Raw genomic sequence first — 20,069 nt, 5'->3', positions numbered from 1 at the left:
ATACGTACTTTGGTTTATGCTACAGAAACTTATACTTGGGGCGTTTTTAGCCCTTCCATTGGCCGGACTCGCACAGCAACCCAAGCTGGAGTCCGGCCAATTGCTTAATGATGTCCGGATACTTGCAGCCGACTCGATGGAAGGACGCCGCGTAGCCACAGCGGGCAGCCAGATGGCCCAGGACTACATCATCAGCCGGTTCAGGCAGGTTGGGCTAAAACCTTACGGCAACAGCTATAAGCATCCCTTCACATTTACCCGCCGCGACAAGCAAACCTACCAGGGTACGAACCTGATCGGCTACATTCCAGGCAAGTCCGGTAAAGCTATCGTTATCTCAGCTCATTACGACCACGAAGGCGTAAAGCGTGGAGAGATCTTTAACGGTGCCGACGACAACGCCAGTGGGGTAGGAGCTTTGCTGGCCATTGCTGCTTACTTTAAAAATAACCCGCCACAACACACGCTCATCTTTTTATCGCCGGATGCCGAAGAAATGGGATTGCAGGGAGCCAACGCATTTCTGGACAACCCATCGGTGCCTTTAGACAAGATTCTTCTGAACGTGAATATGGACATGCTGGGCGTAAACGACAAAGGCGAACTATATGCCAGCGGCACCTATCATTATCCGGAGCTTAAAACTATAGTTGATAAAATAGCACCACGGCCCAACGCTAAACTAAAGACCGGCCACGACAAACCCGAAGAAGGCCCCAACGACTGGACCCGCCAATCCGACCATTACCAGTTTCACAAGCGCGGCATCCCTTACCTGTACTTTGGGGTAGAGGATCATCCGTATTACCACAGGCCAACCGACGATTTTGAGCATATAAAACAGCAGTTTTACCCCGATGCAGCTGCCCTGGTGCTCGATTTTATACTGCTCGCCGATAAACACGCACATAAATTGCCAGCCCGCAAGCACAAAAAGTAAACTACAAACTATAGTTGTTACCAGTGTATTACATTATTTTGATATAATGATGTAATTATCTTTAATTCGCTATCTTTTTAAGCAGTGCCGCGTAGACGGAAAATAGCAGATGCCCCGTTAAAACTATAACTGTCTGTGCCGGTGTAGCAATCATGTACGGGCGCCTACTCACAGCTTTTCCTGATAACAAACTCTTACCTGTGTAACATGAACAGGATCAGTACGATCTATATAATTATACTTTGCAACCTGTTTTTCTTTTCAGATGCTGCCGGGCAGTCGATGCTGCTGAAGCGCATGCAGGTTAGCAAAACCCCGGAGCGCGGGCTGGTAGTGCTGGCTGGTGCCGGCGTTGCAGCCGTACGCAGCGATATCTGCGGTACGCCGGGCTGTAATGAGTTCAGGCCGGTGTTTGGCATCGGAGCCATGTATAAATTCGATCCGATGTGGTCGGCAAGTCTGAACCTGGACTATGTAAAACTGGGAGCGACTGAAAAAAGCGAGGCACGGCCTCTGAATGTCTCTTTCAGAACCGACTTATATGAAGTGACGGCTAATATCCATTTCAATCTGCTGGATGCTTACAGCGGCTCGGGCGGTTACCGGTCCTCTCGTAAGCGTTTTGTAGTGCCGTATGCCAAGTTTGGGGCTGGTTTTATCTACTATACGGCCACCTCGTACCCAGGCACCGGCGATCTCAGTGAGTCGCAGACCAAGTATGATCCGGAGCGGGAATACCCGGCTTTCGGTATTGTGGTGCCGTTTGGCGGTGGCCTGCGTTTCCGCTTCTCCGACCAGGTAAGCATTGCCCCGGAACTCATCTACCACCTTACCTCCTCCGACTATCTGGATAACATAGGCCCGCGCCTTGCCCCCGGCAACAGCCGCGACCATTACGGTGTAGCTTCTATCCGCCTGATGTACACGCCCGCCATCAAAGAAAACATTTTCAGCCGCAAAGCGCAGCAGGGCAAGTAAGTGAGCCCGAACCAGCACAGGTGCCTGCCGTAGTGTTAGTATATTTTGCCGGTCAGGCTTTTGTACTTACACAACTTACCTATGAAAACAAATCAGAAAGAAAACAAACTATGGTGGCTGGCTGCCGGGGCAGCAGCTCTGATGGCAGGCGTAGCCGTGTATCGCAAACTTACGTCCTATGATTTTAACGGAAGAGTAGTGCTGATAACCGGTGGCTCGCGCGGGTTAGGGCTGGTAATGGCACGCCAGCTGGCCCGGGAAGGCGCCCGCCTGGTGCTTTGCTCCCGCGACGCAAACGAACTCGAAAATGCCCGTATGGAACTGGCCGGCAACGGTGCCGATGTACTGGTAACCAAATGCGACGTGACCTCAGAAGAACAGGTGAACAGCATGATCACGAATGTGCAGAACGAGTTCGGGCCGATAGATGTGCTGATAAACAATGCCGGTGTGATACATGCCGGGCCGGTAGCAGAAATGACGATCGATGATTTTAAGGAATCCATGGACACGCACTTCTGGGGTCCGCTTTATACGATTTTAGCGGTACTGCCCGCTATGAAAGCCCGCGGAGAAGGTCGCATCCTGAATATCTCCTCCATTGGTGGCAAAATAAGTGTACCGCACCTGGTGCCCTACAGTGCCAGTAAATTTGCGCTCACCGGTTTGTCAGAAGGGTTGCGTGCCGAACTGGCGAAGTATAACATAACCATAACTACTGCTACGCCCGGCTTAATGCGCACCGGCAGCCCGAGACATGCCATTGTGAAAGGCCGGCACAAGGAAGAGTACGCCCTTTTCAAGATCATGGACTCCAGTGTGCTGACCTCTAAAAGTGCCGAAGCCAGTGCTGCTAAAATAATTGATGCCCTGCGCTATGGCGAAGCCGAAGTAACCACTACCTTGCCGGCTATAGTTGCCGAATACCTGCACAACCTGTCGCCGGGGCTGATGAACTCAGTGTTCTCAGCGGTAAACAGCATACTGCCCGGCGAAGGCGGCATCGGCAAGAACAGGGCAAAAGGCTACGAAAGCGAAACCGAGCTCTCGATGTCCGGGTTGACGGAACGCACGCAAAAAGCCGCCGCCCGAAACAACGAACTATAGTTTACCAATGATCACCCTTAAACGCTGCCTTGCAGCAAAATAAAACCATGGAAGTAAAAGCCAGAAAAAAAGTATACGACGGCTATTTTAAGATGTATGAATTAACCGTGGAGCAGGACGGCCACACGTTTACCCGCGAGCAGTTTGACCGTGGAACCGCCGTAGCCGCCCTGGTGCACGATACCGAAAAAGACAGCTATATCCTGACCCGGCAGTTCCGCATTGGTTCGGAGTCGGAGCTGGTGGAAGTGGTGGCAGGCATGGTAGATGCCGGCGAAAGCCCGGAAACAAGCATTAAACGCGAGATAGAAGAAGAGATCGGGTACCATGTGGATCAGTTGGAGCATCTGTACACTTTTTACTCCTCGCCGGGCGGTACAACCGAGCAGGTGCTTTTATATTTTGCCGAAGTAAGCAGGCAACACAGCAACGGCGGTGGCAAAGCCGATGAGCACGAAAAGATAGAGATCGTGGAATTATCAGAACAGGAACTGCTGCAGCTTGAAACACCGGACGCTAAAACCATTATAGCCCAGCAATGGCTGCAACTGAAAAAGAAACTATAGTTACATGGCAAAGCCCTCGTTATGTTAAGCGAGCGTTTTTAAGAACTTCCAGTTGTGTTATGTTTCGGCAAGAAACTATAGTTGCATGGCAGGAACTTAGTATCAGCAACTATAAACTTTAGTTTTAAGCGGCTGGAGTTCGCGGTTGGCACATGTATGCAGGTCGCGGGCGATGGCTCAGGCAAGTGATTTTAAACTATAACACAAAGGCCGGTCTCAGAACCGGCCTTTGTGTTATAGTTGGTAGCTTTTAGGTAACTATAGTTTACTTTTCGTCCACCCCATTGATCATGCTGCGGGTATCGGCGGCTCCTTCCAGAGCCAGGTATTCGGCTTGCAGGGTGCGTATCTTCAGTTTATCGGCAGTGCTCAGGTTATTTTCTACCTGGCCGCGGCGGGCGTTCAGCGAGCTGTAAACATGATCCACATAATCCCAGTCGTCCTGTGTCCAGTTGCGGCGCTTGGTGCGTACGGTTCCCATAAAGGTCAGGTAAGCTTCGCGCAGGTTGGCTGGTTGTATGTTGCTGATATCTTTGTACTCGCGCAGCAATTGTTCTCTCCAGGTACGCAGTTTGCTTTCCTCTAAGGGCTGGTTCTGGCGCCGGTCCTGCCGTTCTTCCCATCGCTGGTAGCGGTCGCGCAGCTGCCGGTATTCTTCCTTCGATTCAGTGGAAAGGCTGTCGACGTTGCGTTCGAGGTCGGCGTTTATGCGACGCAGCTTTTCGCGTGTCGCTGGCCAGTTGCTGCGGATGGCCGTATCGGTGCGGTCGGCTTTCTCGTTCATCCAGGAGCGCAGTTCTTCCAGCTTTTCCTCCGTGGTCTCGCCGGTTTTTGCCACCACCGTGGTGTCACGATCGCGTTCACGGTCGTTGGTCTGCTGTTCTGTTAAAATTATTGTCTCGTTCTCGTCGGTGGTGCGGCTGCGCTCGCAGGCTACTAAACTACAGCTCAGGAGCAGCGCAGCCAGCAGGTATAGTTTGTCAGGTCTTCTTTTCATTTTTATGGGCCGGTAGCGGCTTTTTTTGTTGTAGCCTTACCTACGCAAACCCTGCCCTGTAAGATGCTTCAGCGCCGCGCAAATACTGCTTTGCCTTTCCGGATGCCATCGCCGTAGCGGTAGTGCCTGTTTACGGTTACCGGTAGCCTGCCATGTGCCGGAAGCTCGCCGAACACAATACGGGCAGCTGCCAGTTGGGCATGGTACAACGGCTGGTACGCCACGATCAGGGCGCGACTCTTCTCGATGCCCGGAAACTGGTTAAGGCCATAGGCATTTTCGAACAGGACCGTTACCGTTTGCTTATGGCGGATGATGTCCTGCACCAGTTTGGTAGAGGCTTCGGAATACCCAAGGTTGTTGCTGGGCCGTATGCTGGAACCGTATAGACTGAGCAGCACCACATCGTAATTCCGGAGTTGTTTCCGGAGTTTGTTAGCTTCTTTTCTGCTGGCTTTGCGCGAGATAACAAACGCTGTTGTTTTGTGATGCCTGGCAGCTTCGCGCTGAAAAGCAGTTGGCCTAACCGCACCCACCGATACCGTGGCAATACGTGCCTTCCGGCGTGCTTTTATGGGCAACATTCGTTTCTCGTTCTGCAGCAGGGTAATGGCAGCCTCGGCCAGCACCTTGTTCGTACTGTCCGAAATAGGCGGGTTCAGGTCCTCGTACAGGTTGTTCAGGTCAATGGGTTTATAGTTATGCAGCCCCAGCCATTGCTTGGCCGCCAGCACCCGTTTGCATTTCAGGTCTATTTCTTCCTGTGTCAGGTAGCCGTGCCTGATAGCTGTTTTGATGGCTTTAATGGCTTTGGGAACATTGTTCAATCGCTCCAGTATATCGTTGCCGGCCATCAGGGCACGCACTTCAGCCTCGCCTGGTTCAAAGTATTTGGTTACGCCTTTCATCACCATGGCATCTGTAAAAATCAGCCCTTTAAACTTTAGCTCTTCCTTCAGCAGGCCGGTAACGATAGGTTTGGATAGGGTAGAGGGCAGGTACCGCGATGAGTCGAGCTGTGGGATGTGCATGTGCGCTACCATAATACTGCCCACACCATATTTGATCAGCTCTTTAAACGGGTATAGTTCCAGCGAGTCCAGGCGGTGTTTAGAATAGGGGATGATCGGCAGGTCGTAGTGCGAGTCTATATCCGTATCGCCGTGGCCCGGAAAGTGCTTGGCGGTAGCCAGTATACCGTTGTCCTGCATGCCGTGCATGTACGCCAGGCTTTTAGCGGTCACGTCCAGCCGGTCTTCGCCAAACGAGCGGTACCCGATAATGGGGTTAGCCGCGTTATTGTTGATATCGGCAACCGGCGCAAAGTTAATATGCATGCCCAGGCGTTTGAATTCCTCGGCTACTTCAGCACCCATCTGGTAGATCAGTCCGTTATCTTCTATGGCGCCCAGCATCTGCTGAAAGGGGTACTGCACCGTGCTGTCCAGTCGCATACCAACGCCGGTCTCGGCATCCATAGCGATCAGCAGCGGTACGTTGGCAGCGGCCTGGTATTTATTGGTAAGTTTTGCCTGCCGCACCGGCCCGCCCTGGAAAAAGATAATACCGCCTACCTGGTACTTTTTGATCAGCCGCATCACATCTGCTTCGTACTTAGGGCCTTTGTCCGAGAAGGCTTCTATGATCATGAGCTGGGCAATGCGCTGTTCGGGCGTAAGGGTATTAAACACCGAATCAACCCACTGCGACGAGGGATTTTCAAGTGCTTCGATGATTGTTGCCGGGCGTACGTATGGTACATGCTCTTGCGGATGGAAATCGTCCTGCTTGGTATGGCGCCCTGTATCGGTGCCCTCGCAGCCAGTAAGCAGCAGTGGCAGAAGCACGAACAGGCAAACTATAAACAAGGGGTGACGGTAGAAGCGGAGCATAATCTTGTTAAACACATACCTACTTACTTTTTATAACCGATTTAGTTATAAGCGAAAGGGGGTTTTAGTTGAACCTATCTCAGAAAATACCCCGAAAGGTGGGCAACGTATAGATTTGAAACACTATTTTTAGCTACTTTTTGAGTTAACACCACAAACTATAACCAACCAATGAGCACAGGGCAACACGAGCTTTTAACCCACGGTCAGCCGGACGGCAACCGCTTTGCCTACAGCTTTCTGCCCGGGCTGCTGTTTGTGGCGCTCATCTGGCTGGTGCACCTGCTCTCTTACCTCACCGGCGCCGACCTGGTCTGGCTGGGCGTGCTGCCGCGTAATTCGCTTGGGCTGGCAGGTATTTTCCTCAGTCCGCTTATCCACGCCGATCTGAAACATCTGCTATCCAATACCTTCCCGCTCGTGCTGCTTTCAGGGTTTATCCTTTTCATACACAGGTGGCAGGGCGTGCGGGCCATTGTGCTGGTGTATGTGCTCAGCGGCATCCTTACCTGGTTAATCGGCCGGAACGCTTACCATATAGGGGCAAGCGGAGTAGTATACGGGATGGCTGGTTTCCTGTTGTTTCGTGGTTTTTTCGGCAGAGACAGGGGCGCGCTGGCTGTTGCCCTGGCCGTACTTTTCCTGTACAGCGGGCTTTTTTACGGCCTGTTTCCGAATGAGGAGCGGGTGTCGTGGGAAGGGCACCTGGCAGGCATGCTGGCCGGGCTTGTAGCCGCACTGATCTATGGCAAAACCGACAAACCAGTACAGGAAGCAGCAGAAGAGGGACAGCAGGTGCCTGTTTCGGTGACGCAACGCCATGTAAGCAGTACCTTTGTTCCGTATTACCAGCACTATAGTTTGCAGTATACCTTACCAGCTGCAGCAAACACAAAATTAACTTATACCCTAACTTCCGACACTTACCCGGCACCCGTACAAACCAAGCGGCCCTTTACTACGTCTTTACAAGCTGAAAATTTAGCGACATCACAGTATGACTCTGCAACAAAAAGATCAGAACGAGCACCACACCCACGAAGAGAAGGAAAGTAAATGGCCGCTGGTACTAACCGGGCTCATTATCATCAGCCTGGTGCTTTCTTACTTTATTTTTCCGGGCTTTAAAGAAAATATGCAGGAAGGCTGGCACGTGCTGACCAGCGGCGACGAACAGCGCATTTCGGATTGGGTGAATCAGTTTGGGTTATGGGGACCATTTTTTATCATACTGGCTATGGTTGCCCAGATGTTTTTGCTGGTGGTTAATGTGGTGCTGCTGATGCTGGTAGCTATACTGGCTTACGGACCTGTGTGGGGCTCGGTAATAGCCATAGTTGCTGTGCTTGTCGCCTCTACTGTAGGGTATATGATCGGGAAGAGCGTGGGAGAAGCCGGTGTGCGCAAACTGATAGGCAAGAAGACAGAGCGGAAAGTATCTGAATTTATGGATGAATACGGCATCTGGGCCATTATTGTAGCACGTATTTCGCCTTTCCTGTCGAACGACGCGGTCAGTTTTGTGGCGGGGTTTGCTACCATGCGGTACTGGCAGTTTATGCTGGCTACGGTGGCCGGTATTGTGCCGTTAACTGTGCTGCTTGCCTGGCTGGGCGGCAACAACGAGCGCCTTAAAACCGGCCTTATCTGGGTATCGGTAGCAAGTTTGTTGCTGTTTATCGGGTACGTTGTCTGGGATAAGTTTTACCGGAAGAAAAAGTAGGAACCTGCGCGTTGCTATAGTTGAATATCGGGTTACGGCTATAGTTTGATTTGTATTTATATTGAAATATTCTTTATGTAAATAATTATATAAAGAATCGCCTTTTTTATAGTTGTAATCCAAATATTACATAACCTAACCGAAAGTCTGTCGTTTAAGCGGTTTGTTGTTGCCAAATCGATGTTTCACTTAAAGGATTACTTATGATTAGGTACAAATTGCTTGCGGCCGTAATCTCTATTTTTGTAGCTGTCGCCGAAGAATTTTCACTGCTGAAGGCTGAAGTCCCCGCCCCGAAAGCAGAAGTTGACCACAGCCAATGGCTGCCGATTACCGAAGCTCCTGCCGCCACCACCCTGCCCGAGATAAATTCCTTAGAAGTTTCTGCCTCTGTTTACTTCCCCGAGCCCCACCAAACAGATAATACTCCCTTTATCACCGCTGATGGTTCCCGAATTAACCGCAAAGACCCGGCTGCTCATCGCTGGATAGCTGTATCGCGGGACCTGCACACCCGCTGGGGCGGCGACCTTGCCTTTGGCGACTCCCTGTGGGTTACCGGCATTTCCGACGAACTGGATGGCCTTTACATTGTGCGAGATGTGATGAACCGCCGTTTCAGGAAGCAGGTAGACATACTGGTTGGCCGCAAAGACAAGATTATGGGCTACTGGGACGATGTACAGATAGAAAAACTATAGTTACCCAACCTGCACTGCACAACACCGTAACCACCCTTGCAACCGGGCATAGCCCTACCCTTTGCCCGGCCACAGAACCTTATGCCAGAGCAGCAGAATAAAACAGTACAGGACAAGCAACTGGAGCGGGAGAGGTATAAGCTCCTGAACCGGCTGCAGCATGTACTGGAAGGCCCGATGGTGGTGCTGGGCCTGATCTGGCTGGTGTTGCTGGTAATTGAGCTGATACGGGGCCTGAACCCGGTCATGGAGCATATCAGCACGCTGATCTGGGTAATTTTTATACTCGATTTTGTTCTCAAGTTTATTCTGGCGCCGCACAAGTCCCGGTTTTTAAAGCATAACGTGCTCACGATCGTGTCGCTGGCTGTTCCGGCGCTGAGGGTGTTCCGGATTGCGCGGGTCTTCCGGCTGGCGCGCTCGGTGAGGGCTGTGCGAGGGCTGCGGCTCGTAAAAGTAGTGGGCTCCATAAACCGGGGCATGAAGAGTCTTGGAGCTGCTATGCAGCGCCGCGCCTTTGGCTATGTGGTATTGCTGACGCTTGTGGTTATTGCTGGTGGTGGTGCCGGAATGTACGCCTTCGAGAACGAGCATGGGCTGCAAACCTATTCCGAAGCGCTCTGGTGGACGGTTATGCTGCTTACCTCTATTGGAAGCGATTATTTCCCGTTAACAGCCGAGGGGCGGGTACTTTGCTTTTTGCTGGCGGTGTACGGGTTTGCTGTTTTCGGGTATTTTACGGCCACATTGGCTACCTTTTTTATTGACCGCGATGCTGCTGACAACAAAGCCGAAGTAGCCGGAGCCAGGCAGGTAAAAGCGCTGCAGCAGGAAATAAAAGAGCTTCGCGCCGAATTGCAAGCCCTCCTGAACTATAACAAACCCGAGCCTCCTGATACCAAAGGTTAGTTTGACGGAAACTATAAAAACGCTATTTTGGCTGAAAGATAAACCATAGTTATGACCCGAGAAGAAGCCCGCCAGATCCTGTACCAGATGACAAACAGCGACAGCCTGCTGCGCCATGCCCGTACCGTAGAACTGGTAATGGAAGCCTATGCCACCAAACTGAACCAGGATGTAAACCAATGGGCCATAACCGGCTTGCTGCACGATGCCGATTACCAACTATACCCGGACCAGCACCCCAACGTGATCGTGAAGGAGCTACGGGAACGCGGCGAAGAAGAGATCGCGCACGCCATATCGGCGCATTATACGCACTGGGGAGTAAGCTATGATACCTTACTGGATAAAGCCCTGCTGGCCTGTGATGAGCTGACCGGATTTATAGTTGCCTGCGCACAGGTAAGACCGCAGCGCCTGGAAAGACTGGAACCTAAATCAGTTATAAAGAAGCTGGGGCAGAAAAGTTTTGCCGCCTCCGTGGACCGCGACGAGGTACGCATTGGTACCGGGCTGTTCGGGGTAGACCTGCAGGAACACATTGCCTTTATTATAGAAGTACTGCAGCAGCACCAGCATGAACTTAACCTGCAGCCACAAACCGGCGCACAGGTTTAAATAAACTATAGTTAAAGCGGGATAGGCCCGCTTTTTTTATTGCATGTAGTCGCTCAGTATCTCGAAACCTTCTTTTTCGTCGCGGGCTTCAACCACTTCGTTTATCACAAACTGTATTTCCTGTTCGCTCCAGTTCTCTTTCTCGGCAGCTTTCACAAACACGTCCAGGGCAGCATAACGGGTGCCGGTGGCGGGTACTTTTTCCTTTACTTTTTTACGGATCCTCATCTTCGTTTTTCTCTTCCCGAAAGATACGCAAACCTGTAATTTTATAAAAACTGCTGGCTGGCAGCGCGGCTTCATAAGTCAACAACCCAACCCGGCGGGGCCTCCATCGTTTCAGAAGAGGGATTAGCTGCTACTGCCCATGGAGAAGGTTATTTACTCGTTGGACCAACTGGATACATTACGCAACCTGACCATTATGCATTACATGGCTCCGGTTATAGTTGTGCTGGTGGTGGCAGAGGGGCTGATCAGCTATTTTAAGGACAAGCAGTATTATGATACCCGGGATACGCTGGCCGCGCTGGCCATTGGCGCCGGCAACGCAGTGCTGGGCGCTGGTTTAAAGATAGCCCTGTTTTGGGTGGCGCTGGTTATTTACAACCAGGTGCCCTGGGCTATACCGCGGGCCTGGTGGGCTTTTGTTATTTGTTTTATTGCTGTGGATTTTTGCCGGTACTGGGCGCACCGCATCGCACATGAGCAGCGTTTCTGGTGGGCTACCCATGTTACGCATCACTCTTCCCGTAAAATGAACTTCCTGATATCGCTGCGTACCGGCTGGACCAACCCCATCAAGTTTGTCTTTTTTGTGCCGGTCCCGCTACTCGGCATCGATCCGTTCACCTTCTTTATTTGCCACCAGGTAGCAGTGCTGTACCAGTTTTTTGTGCACACCGAGCTGGTTCGTAAAATGCCCGCTTTTATAGAATATATTTTTGTTACGCCCTCGCATCACCGGGTACACCATGGCTCAAATGCCGCTTACATTGACCGCAACTATGGCTCTACCTTTATCATCTGGGACAGGCTTTTCAACACTTTTCAACCTGAAACCGAAAAACCGGTGTACGGATTAACCACGCCGGTAAGGTCATACAATCCGGTGTACCTGGTATTTCATGAGTGGGTGGATTTGTTCCGGGACCTGCGACATTGCAGCACTGTAAAGGAAGGCTGGCGGGTACTGTTCAGTGCGCCGGGAACTATAGTTACGGACCACCAGAAAGCCAGAAAACCTGATAAAAATGACCAAGCTATAGTTGGCGGCACGGTGAAGGAAAAGGTAGTATAGGTACCAAAAAAGGCAGGGGTGAGCCTGCCTTTTATAGTATTAATTGTTGTACTGTTCGTTGTAGCGGCTGCCTTCCTGTCGGCTGGCCGGGTTGCTTTTTATCTCGTTTGGCACACCCATTTTTTCTTCGCGGCGCTGCTGGTACTGGGCAAACTGCTGCGGCGTCAGGATGTCTTTGATGAGCGACAGGCGGGTTTCGCTGATGGCATCGAGTTGGGCTACTACTTTTTTCGGATCCTTCTTATACTTTTTCTTCGCTTCTTCGGCCATCTTCATGCTGTTCAGGTTCACTTCGGCTAAGCGGCGTGCCTGCTCCGGGTTGAGTTGCAGGTGTTTTACCATGCCGTTGGTAATGGCGGTAGCGCGTTGCTCCAGGCTGGCAGGCGCCGACTGGGCCGGGTTTTTAGGGCCTTGTGCAAACGCCGTGGCGCTTACAAAAACAAGCAGGGCTGCAAAAAATATCTTTCTCATATAATAAAGGCTTGGGTCGTTATAGCTGGCAGCAAGAATTGTTCCGGTTATGCGGCGCTGCGGTTTAGGTAACATTGCCCGTCAAACTATAGTTTCTGGTTACGATTCGTTGTAGAAGTATACTTTATAGTAGTGCATGCCCCGCTCTTCGTCGAAGCCGCGCTCTACGTACTGCTCGCTCTGCTCCGGGTTATACCCACTGAACTTTATCTCTATCTGGGTATCCAGCTTTATAAAGTTGCGGAACTTGCGCTTCATATTACGCACGGTGCTCTTATTTATTGTGAAGCCCTGAATATCTTCCAGGTTTCGCTCCTCGGCAAAGTTCTGGGTATAGTTCTTAAAACGCTCCGCCGATTCCGGTTCATCTATCACGCTGCTGGTAAAATCTTCCAGGTCAAAGGTCTCGTTCTTCGAGAAATAATCCACGGAGCGGCTGATGAATTCTACCTGCGCCTTTTTGCTTTCGGTGGTAGCAAAAACTTCCTCCGAAAAATCCTTACACATGTTCAGGACCGTACGCGTCGAGAAGTTGGTATCCTTCAGCTCGTCTACGTGCAGAAAATCATCTTTCCAGAACTGGGCATCGGTGCTGTTGGCATCCACCATTTTTACGCGGTAACCATCCTCCGCCTCGGTGTTGTAGATCATGCAGCCTTTGTCCACGCTTTTCAGGTTAACACCGGCGTGGTAATCGATGCTCAGGTCGTCGCTGCTGTCCTTAAAGGTCAGGAAGGTGTCCTTGTTCTCTGATTTAAAGATACCGATCGCGTCTACTTCCTCGTCGTTCAGGATGCAGCCCGAAAAATAGGCCACGTATAGTTCGCCGCTCTTTACCTTAGGGTGATCCGATTGCTCGTACAGGTGGTTCAGGATGTGCACTGAGTACGTATGAAACTTGGCAGGCTCGTTAAAAATAAGCGTAGCATAGGCAAACAGCTCGTTCAGGGCCAGGTCAGAGGAGTGCGTAAACCGGAAAAACTCTTCCTGCTTAAACGGCGAAATAAAATAACGCAGCAGCAGTTCCCGCAACTGTTCGTCGCTCAGATCTACCAGCTCCTGCGAGGCCACCACACCTTCTTCCTTTGCTTTGTTCCCGACCCGATGCACGGCCACTTTTTTCAATTGCACCTGTATCTTATCACTCATCTATCGTTCGGCTTTCTGATTCTGGAGTGCAAAGGTATAGTTTATATTTATAGTTATTGGTTGGTAGTTATTAGTTTATAGTTATAGTTGGCAGGTATCATATTCTGCTATTTGTTTAAGGTGTAAGGGCAGAATAGCGTTAGGGTAGCTGAAAATGTGGAGTGCCTGTGTTGCAGCTTGATTTAAAAGCTTTAGAGTTTAAAAAGTCTTTTGTCAAAAAAATCTTCTAACAGGAGAAATGGTTTTGGGCGTGCCGGCAAGCCGTCGGGCTCTCGCGGCTCGCTCTATAGTTGGTGCCCAACTACAGGAGCTCAAACAACCGCTCCATCCCTCACGCAAACAATAGCTACCACTTTATTCAACTATAGCCTTAGTAACTATAGTTGCTGATTTGTAATTGCAAGTTGTTGATTATGAGTTGGCAATAATAATTATTCATTACTCATTATTCATTAGTCATTCATTTGTCCCTTTTCTGGCATGGTTTTTACATAGTGGGTATCAGAGCCGCGCAGCTTCTTAAAAAGGTAGGAACTTAAAATTACAGGGGATCATGAAAAGAATATTTTTACTCATAGCCGTGGTGCTGGGCTTTGCGGCTACAACAGTAAATGCGCAACAACAGCAGCAACAAAATCCGATAAAATTTGGAGTACGTGTAGGAGCCAACCTCTCTAACTGGCAAGGCGAAACCGTGAACAGTGCCCAGAACCTCATCGACCTGTCTGACGGCAACGTGAGCCGCAAAATGCGCGAAGGCGTGCATGCCGGCGTTTATATGAGCATTCCGGTAGGGCCGGGCTTCGAAATTGAGCCGGGGCTGCAATACTCTCAGAAAGGTACACGCTTAACCGGTAAACTGCCCTGGGTAGAGACCGAATTCCTGAACGCAAACCTTACTGTTACCAACAAAGCAGAATACATTGAGCTGCCGGTAATGGCCAAACTATACGTAGGCGAAGGCTTCCATATTTTTGCCGGTCCGCAGGTGGCTTACCTGTTATCCAACAAAGTGCAGGCGCAGGCCAGCGTGCTTGGTTTTAATGCCCTTAACCGCGAGTGGGACATGAAGAACGGTTTCCGGGAGATGGACTTTAGCGTGGTAGGCGGTATCGGTTATCAGTTTGCAAACGGCCTTAACCTGAGTGCCGGCTACGACCATGGCCTGAATACTATTGATCAGAACGGAAATTTTGAAACCTATAACAGAACATTCAAAGCGTCTGTGGGTTATACATTTTAAAGTGTGAGCTAATTGTTTAGTGTTTTGGTGATTGCAACAGGCTGCTGGTTAACCGGCAGCCTGTTGCGTTTTAAGCACAAAGGGCCGCAGACACCAACGTCTGCGGCCCTTTATAGTTTACTGAATGGGTTCAGTGGCTACCCGTTATGGTTACTATGATCTTTTGTAAGGGAATTTCTTAGATGAATTTTTCATCAGGGCATTGGTGAGTGACTGGCGGCTGCTGCCCACGCTACCTGATGCCTGATAATCGTATTTCCACATCAGGTCGCCGGCTTTGCCTTCGTGTACGGTAATGGTCGTGTTTACTGAGTTTGTATTGCCCCAGGCACCTACCAATAAACCAACGGCAATGGCAGCGCCATCCGACATCGGCTTAGACATAATTGTTTTGCCCGATACTACTGCATCCACGCCTAACAGCTGGCAGATCTCGTCTTTTGATTTCAGGCGCAGGTCATCATAGCTAAGGCCTGCATCGTTCAGAAGGGCATTGGTTTTGCTTACATCCTGGAAATTAACAGTGTACTTGTTTTTGCTCATTTCCTTCAGAAAGTAACCGTACACATCGCTCTGTATGCCGTAACCGTAGTCGCGCTGCTGGTCCTGCACCATGTCGGCGGTAACACCTTTCGGTAATCTTCTGGATTCGATGGTAACTTCGAAAGGCAGGACCGCAACAACTTTGTGCGTATCCTTCACCTGGCTGAATGATGGAGCCTGGTAGATCTGTGGCCCGCAGCTGCCCAGCGTAAAGCAAATGAGGGCAAAGAGTATAAGTTTTTTCATGGCTAAAAATTGATTGTTATAAAATTCCGGATAGCTCAGGTTAAACTATAGACTATAACAACCCGGCTTTTGCAGAGGCATCAAAGTTTATAGCAAACGTAAATATAACAGTATTAACTATATATTGCATTTGTATAGCATTCAGAATGGAATAATATTTTAATGTTGCAACTTTAAGCAGGGTGAATGGTGCGTGCTATAGTTCCTGCAGGTAATGTTACGGATACCAAAACTTATAGCATCACCCCTTGCTGCACACAAAGCCTGTAGCCCTGGCCATGCAGGTTTACGATCTCTACTGTCGGGTCGTCTTTCAGGTATTTGCGGAGCTTGGCTATGTACACATCCATGCTGCGGGCGGTAAAGTAGCTGTCCTCGTGCCAGATGTTTTGCAGGGCCAGTTCGCGCGGCATTACATCATTAAGATGCTTGCAAAGCAGGTGCAGCAGCTCAGCTTCTTTAGGCGATAATTTCTGGATGTTCCCATGCAGCATGAGCTGGCGCAACTTGTGCAAAAACCGGTATTTGCCGATGGCATATTCATCTGGCTCAGGTTTTTCTATGGTTGCCGGGTGGTGGCGGTTCAGTATTGCTTTTATTTTATAGAGCAGCACTTCCGAATCAAAAGGCTTGGTAATATAATCGTCGGCACCAATTTTAAAACCTTCCAGCATGTCTTCTTTCATGGCCTTGGCCGTCAGGAAAATGAGGGGAATATCCGGGTTCAGTTTCTTTATTTCGCGTGCCAGTGTAAAACCATCTTTTTCCGGCATCATCACATCCAGTATGCAGATATCAAAGGTCCCTTTCCTGAATGCCGAAATAGCCAGGCAACCATTCACGCAGAGCGTAACTTCATAGTCGTGCAGCTCCAGGTAATCGCGGAGCACGATACCAAAATTCGGATCATCTTCGGCCAGTAATATCTTCATAGCTACTTTATTTGCTGGTTGCTAATTGTTAAATGGTTAAATGGTTGGATGGTTAAATTGTTGTTTCTGCTATAGTATCAGCCGCAAAGTATTGCGGCTCTACGTTTCTAACTTTCTAACTTCCCAACTTTCTAACTTTCGTGCCTGAACGGTAAAAATATCTCGAAGCGGCTGCCTTTGCCGGGTTCGCTCCACAGTCGGATGTTGCCATGATGTGCCTGAACTATAGCTTTCACGTAACTGAGGCCGAGTCCGAAACCTTTTACGTTGTGCAGGTTACCGGTAGGCACACGGTAAAACTTCTCGAACACACGTTGCTGGGTATCTTTGCTCATGCCCATGCCTTTGTCATCTACGGCTATCAGAATGCCGCCATCTATGTTCCGGGTGCTCAGGCTTATTTCGGGTGCAGCTGGCGAGTACTTGTTGGCATTATCCAGCAGGTTGCAGATCACATTGTATAAGTGTATCTCATCCGATTTCAGCTCATGGGCAAGTGCATCCAGCTGCACATTAATGTTACCAAGGCGCTGTTCTACCTGCAGGCGTATGCTTTCGATGGCTTTAACTATAAGGAGGTGCACATCTACCGGGGCCAGGCGCATCTTAAATTCGTTTTTTTCGAGCAGGGCAATTTGCAGCACGTTCTCTACCTGCGTGTTCATGCGCTTGTTTTCCTGCCGGATAATGTTGGTATAGTACTTTATTTTGTCTGGGTTCTCGTAAATTTTGGGGTTGGCAATAGAGTCGGTAGCCAGCGAGATGGTAGCGATAGGTGTTTTAAACTCATGCGTCATGTTGTTGATGAAGTCGTTCTTCATCTCCGATAGTTTTTTCTGCTTATAGATAATGTGGATGGTGGTACCGAACGTTGCTATGATGATCAGTGTAAAGAATCCGGATAAAGCCATCATGCCCCACAACGACTGGATAGCATAGGTGCTGCTGTCAGGGAAATAAACGGCCAGATAGTCTTTTTTCTCGATCAGGTCGTTTGGGAAAAGTGCGGCTGCATAGTAGTGTAGATTGCCTTCTTTCGGGGCATGTTTCACGAGCAGCGTATCGTTTTGCCCGCTTACCACATGGTAGCCAAAAGGCAGGTCAATGCCCTGCTGTTTCAGCTCATCTTTCAGCAAAACAGGGAGATTTTCCAGGTTCAGGCGCTTTTGTAGGGGCTCGTCTTTGGCCACATACTCTACCACCATTTTCTGCACTACATTGTTAAGCTTCTCTTTTTTATGCTCCAGCTTCTCAATAGTAGTTTTGGAGGGTTGTGTTATAGTTGCGTTGGCAGCTTTGTTCGCATCTTTGCTGGCTTGTATAGCTGCTATAGTTTGTGCCTCTTTTTTTGCCGCCGCAGCTGCTCTCAAGTGTTTGCGCTCCTCAACTATAGCCTGAATATCCTGCCCGTACATTCTGAATGCTTCGGGTTGCCGGATTAGGGACGGAGCAGCAGAAATGTTGGCTCTGCGCTGCTGATTAACATGAACCGGTCTTTTTTGTCCCTTTCGTGTAATGTAAACGCTGTCGTTACGTACCAGAACTCTCTCCAGGTCTGCCGGATTAATGGTGGTAGCAAAATGAGTGAGGTGGTGCAGGCTATCCAGCATTGTAGCCACCATCTGCAAAGTATCCACCGAAAATTCAAAAGCTCGTTTGTAGGTTTTTGCCAGTTTAAGCAACGAGTCGGTCTGTACATTAATGTGCTGTAAGATATGCGGCGGCCGTACTTCATCTGTTACATAACTATAAACCTGCACTTTCATATCATTAGCAGGCTTTACTTTGCCATTCAGCTCAACATACTTTACCGGTTTTTTGCCCGGAACCCGGAACCCGGTTACCGGAATGCTGTCTCCAGTGAGCAAGCGTACGCGGGCGCGTTCAGGATGGTAAACTATAGAACCAGGTGCCATTTCCCTGATCTCAGTCCGCTCGCTGTTGTCGGCAAGAGTAGGTTTGTTTTTAGATTTGAGTTTAGGGGCTTTCTGCGGTTCTGGTGCTTTAGGCGGCGTTTGTTTAGGTGTATGGTTTAATGGTTCAGGGTGAGGAGGCTGGTCTGTAAGGGTATCGGGAGCGGGGAGATGCTGCAGGGTGCTCATTTTGCTGGTAACTACCGCTAAGGCTTCCTGGGTCTCAAGTTTATCAACTGTGCTGGTCAGGGCGCTGTTTACGGCCTGCTCAAACTGGGCCTGCTTTACTTCTATGGCATCGTTGATCCAGTATAGTTGCAGGCCTACCACCCCAAGCAGCGAAACGCTCATCAGCGCAATTACCCCTATAATTGTGTACTTGTTCACGTATCAAATTTACTCCTTATAGTTCAACACCGCCCGATTTTAACTTTTATTTAACACATCGTCTAAGGTAAGCTATAGTTACCAGCTTAAAACCGAGGACTGTTTATAAGTTACAATTTTATCTATAGATACACCCATAATACAATAGGTGCAGGATGTTTGGTGCCCGGGAAGCAAACTTTAACTTTTCCTTAACATTCTTTAACGAAGCCTTAACTAAAGCCGGTTTAAAAGGCCCGTACATTTGTATAAACCTTAACGCTAAAACTATGAACCTATCTATCTTACAGCATTTCTTTAAACTGGCCATCAGCTTACTGTTAGCATTGCTGCCAGTCTATTCACTTTTAGCTCAGGATACAAAAAAGGAGCAGAAGCCCGAAAAGATGCGGGTGAAAGTCCTGAAGTACGAAAACGGCGACCTGATCTATAGTTCGGATACGGTTATCAGCGCTGCAGACCATGAGAAACACATGAAAGCCCTCAGGAAGCTGGATGCAGTTGACTGGAAAAAGCTGGACGGAATGAAAGGGAAGGTGGATTCGCTTTACGCTAATAAGAAGCTGCGCGAGCTTGAAACTATAAGCTACAGAATTGCAGGTGATACAGCACTGATGGGCAAAATAAAAGAAGTGCGCGTGCTACGTGGCAAGGCTATGAGCGACGATGAACGTGCATTGCTGTTTGAAAGGCTGGAGACCATAAAAGGCGATTCGTTTATAGTTAAAGCCCTGAATGGTGCAAAAGTAATGACTCTACACGGAGACAGCCTTCAAAACAAACACATACAGGAGCTTATTGTGAAAGGAAAGCCTGGCCGTGCCTTCAGTATTATGGGCCCGGGAGATGGCTCGGATTCTACGCATACCATCGTCCGGATTACGGGGCCGGAAGGAGTTAGAATGCAGGGAAAACATGCTATAGTCTATCCTGGTGATATAAAAGCCCGCTACAGCACGTCAGATAAGATCAGGATCGAAACAGACGAGACCGGCAAAACCACGGTTTACGAAATAGACGGGAAAGGAAACAAAAAAGAGATCGACGCTTACCACTTCGGCAGATCAGGTGAAAAATCGACAGTGATCCTGATGGACCGGACCAGAATAGAACGCATCACCGAAGACGACAAGAAAACCCTGAAAGAGGCAGGCGTAAAAGTAGAGAAGTCTGAAAAGAAAGAACTGAAGATTGAAGACCTGAGCTATTACCCAAACCCGAGCAGCGGACAGTTTAACGTTAGTTTTACATTACTGGAGAAGGGGCAGGCAACTATAAAAGTACTGAACAGCGCCGGCAAACAGGTATACCAGGAAAAACTGGACAAAAACGCACGCCAGTATGCTAAACAGCTGGACCTGACAGGAATGGGCACCGGGATTTTCTACCTGCAGGTTGAGCAGAACGGAAGAACCCTTACCAAAAGACTGCTGGTTAAATAAAGAAAAGTATAGCTT

The 20,069-nt window shown here is 49.5% G+C and carries 20 protein-coding genes; 12 read left to right on the top strand and 8 right to left on the bottom strand.

The annotated features are described in order from the left end of the window. Positions 1-16 precede the first annotated feature (16 nt). From H7F15_RS06905 to H7F15_RS06890, 4 genes are all read left to right on the top strand, one after another. Positions 17-940: a M28 family peptidase gene (locus tag H7F15_RS06905; RefSeq protein WP_185196225.1), complete on the top strand. Its 924-nt coding sequence runs from the start codon at positions 17-19 to the stop codon at positions 938-940. A gap of 207 nt (positions 941-1,147) precedes the next feature. Continuing rightward, complete coding sequence (locus tag H7F15_RS06900) at positions 1,148-1,918, top strand: outer membrane beta-barrel protein (protein ID WP_255481126.1); 771 nt, start codon at positions 1,148-1,150, stop codon at positions 1,916-1,918. An 81-nt stretch (positions 1,919-1,999) separates the two neighbouring features. Continuing rightward, positions 2,000-3,025 (top strand): SDR family oxidoreductase, encoded by a 1,026-nt coding sequence (locus H7F15_RS06895; RefSeq protein ID WP_185196224.1) that lies wholly within the window; start codon positions 2,000-2,002, stop codon positions 3,023-3,025. A 47-nt stretch (positions 3,026-3,072) separates the two neighbouring features. After that, entirely contained in the window at positions 3,073-3,591 is a 519-nt protein-coding gene (locus H7F15_RS06890) for an NUDIX domain-containing protein (protein WP_185196223.1), read from the top strand. Between the two features lie 265 nt (positions 3,592-3,856). Here H7F15_RS06890 and H7F15_RS06885 read toward each other — a convergent pair whose 3' ends face one another. Both H7F15_RS06885 and H7F15_RS06880 read right to left on the bottom strand, forming a co-directional pair. Then, positions 3,857-4,588: a hypothetical protein gene (locus H7F15_RS06885; protein ID WP_185196222.1), complete on the bottom strand. Its 732-nt coding sequence runs from the start codon at positions 4,586-4,588 to the stop codon at positions 3,857-3,859. Positions 4,589-4,656: 68 nt separating this feature from the next. Further along, positions 4,657-6,480, bottom strand: coding sequence for a glycoside hydrolase family 3 N-terminal domain-containing protein (locus tag H7F15_RS06880; protein ID WP_185196221.1), 1,824 nt, complete (start codon positions 6,478-6,480; stop codon positions 4,657-4,659). A 171-nt stretch (positions 6,481-6,651) separates the two neighbouring features. Here H7F15_RS06880 and H7F15_RS06875 point away from each other — a divergent pair, with 171 nt between their 5' ends. The 5 genes from H7F15_RS06875 to H7F15_RS06855 all read left to right on the top strand — a co-directional run bounded on the left by H7F15_RS06875 (position 6,652) and on the right by H7F15_RS06855 (position 10,428). Beyond that, complete coding sequence (locus H7F15_RS06875; RefSeq protein ID WP_185196220.1) at positions 6,652-7,536, top strand: rhomboid family intramembrane serine protease; 885 nt, start codon at positions 6,652-6,654, stop codon at positions 7,534-7,536. Beyond that, positions 7,478-8,203, top strand: a complete 726-nt coding sequence (locus H7F15_RS06870) for a TVP38/TMEM64 family protein (RefSeq protein WP_185196219.1) — start codon at positions 7,478-7,480, stop codon at positions 8,201-8,203. Before H7F15_RS06875 ends, H7F15_RS06870 begins: the two co-directional genes overlap by 59 nt. 203 nt (positions 8,204-8,406) lie before the next feature. Next, a complete protein-coding gene (locus tag H7F15_RS06865) occupies positions 8,407-8,904 on the top strand; it encodes a hypothetical protein (RefSeq protein WP_185196218.1) in 498 nt (165 codons plus the stop codon). Positions 8,905-8,985: 81 nt separating this feature from the next. Further along, positions 8,986-9,813, top strand: coding sequence for an ion transporter (locus tag H7F15_RS06860; RefSeq protein WP_185196217.1), 828 nt, complete (start codon positions 8,986-8,988; stop codon positions 9,811-9,813). Between the two features lie 51 nt (positions 9,814-9,864). After that, complete coding sequence (locus H7F15_RS06855) at positions 9,865-10,428, top strand: HD domain-containing protein (RefSeq protein WP_185196216.1); 564 nt, start codon at positions 9,865-9,867, stop codon at positions 10,426-10,428. Positions 10,429-10,464: 36 nt separating this feature from the next. Here the strand turns inward: H7F15_RS06855 and H7F15_RS06850 are convergent, their stop codons facing one another. Continuing rightward, positions 10,465-10,656: a hypothetical protein gene (locus H7F15_RS06850; protein WP_185196215.1), complete on the bottom strand. Its 192-nt coding sequence runs from the start codon at positions 10,654-10,656 to the stop codon at positions 10,465-10,467. A 139-nt stretch (positions 10,657-10,795) separates the two neighbouring features. Here H7F15_RS06850 and H7F15_RS06845 point away from each other — a divergent pair, with 139 nt between their 5' ends. Next, positions 10,796-11,728, top strand: coding sequence for a sterol desaturase family protein (locus H7F15_RS06845; RefSeq protein WP_185196214.1), 933 nt, complete (start codon positions 10,796-10,798; stop codon positions 11,726-11,728). A 39-nt stretch (positions 11,729-11,767) separates the two neighbouring features. Here H7F15_RS06845 and H7F15_RS06840 read toward each other — a convergent pair whose 3' ends face one another. After that, entirely contained in the window at positions 11,768-12,274 is a 507-nt protein-coding gene (locus tag H7F15_RS06840) for a hypothetical protein (RefSeq protein WP_255481125.1), read from the bottom strand. Positions 12,275-12,298: 24 nt separating this feature from the next. Next, positions 12,299-13,348, bottom strand: a complete 1,050-nt coding sequence (locus H7F15_RS06835) for a nucleoid-associated protein (RefSeq protein WP_185196213.1) — start codon at positions 13,346-13,348, stop codon at positions 12,299-12,301. Between the two features lie 553 nt (positions 13,349-13,901). On the opposite strand from H7F15_RS06835, the gene H7F15_RS06830 reads away from it, so the two are divergent. Then, entirely contained in the window at positions 13,902-14,591 is a 690-nt protein-coding gene (locus tag H7F15_RS06830; RefSeq protein WP_185196212.1) for a porin family protein, read from the top strand. A 153-nt stretch (positions 14,592-14,744) separates the two neighbouring features. On the opposite strand, the gene H7F15_RS06825 is transcribed toward H7F15_RS06830, so the two are convergent. The 3 genes from H7F15_RS06825 to H7F15_RS06815 form a co-directional block, all read right to left on the bottom strand. After that, complete coding sequence (locus H7F15_RS06825) at positions 14,745-15,380, bottom strand: hypothetical protein (RefSeq protein WP_185196211.1); 636 nt, start codon at positions 15,378-15,380, stop codon at positions 14,745-14,747. A gap of 233 nt (positions 15,381-15,613) precedes the next feature. Continuing rightward, a complete protein-coding gene (locus H7F15_RS06820; RefSeq protein ID WP_185196210.1) occupies positions 15,614-16,312 on the bottom strand; it encodes a response regulator transcription factor in 699 nt (232 codons plus the stop codon). 131 nt (positions 16,313-16,443) lie between these two features. After that, on the bottom strand, positions 16,444-18,612 hold the full coding sequence (locus H7F15_RS06815) for a HAMP domain-containing sensor histidine kinase (RefSeq protein ID WP_185196209.1): 2,169 nt from the start codon (positions 18,610-18,612) through the stop codon (positions 16,444-16,446). 269 nt (positions 18,613-18,881) lie between these two features. Between H7F15_RS06815 and H7F15_RS06810 the strand changes: the two genes are divergently transcribed. Beyond that, positions 18,882-20,054 carry a T9SS type A sorting domain-containing protein gene (locus tag H7F15_RS06810; protein WP_185196208.1) on the top strand — a complete coding sequence of 391 codons (1,173 nt, stop codon included), beginning with the start codon at positions 18,882-18,884 and terminating at the stop codon, positions 20,052-20,054. Positions 20,055-20,069 lie beyond the last annotated feature (15 nt).

Origin of the sequence: Pontibacter sp. Tf4, from assembly GCF_014212495.1 — a bacterium.
In the GTDB taxonomy this organism is placed as follows: Bacteria; Bacteroidota; Bacteroidia; order Cytophagales; family Hymenobacteraceae; genus Pontibacter.
This window is presented reverse-complemented; position numbering and strand designations above follow the sequence as displayed.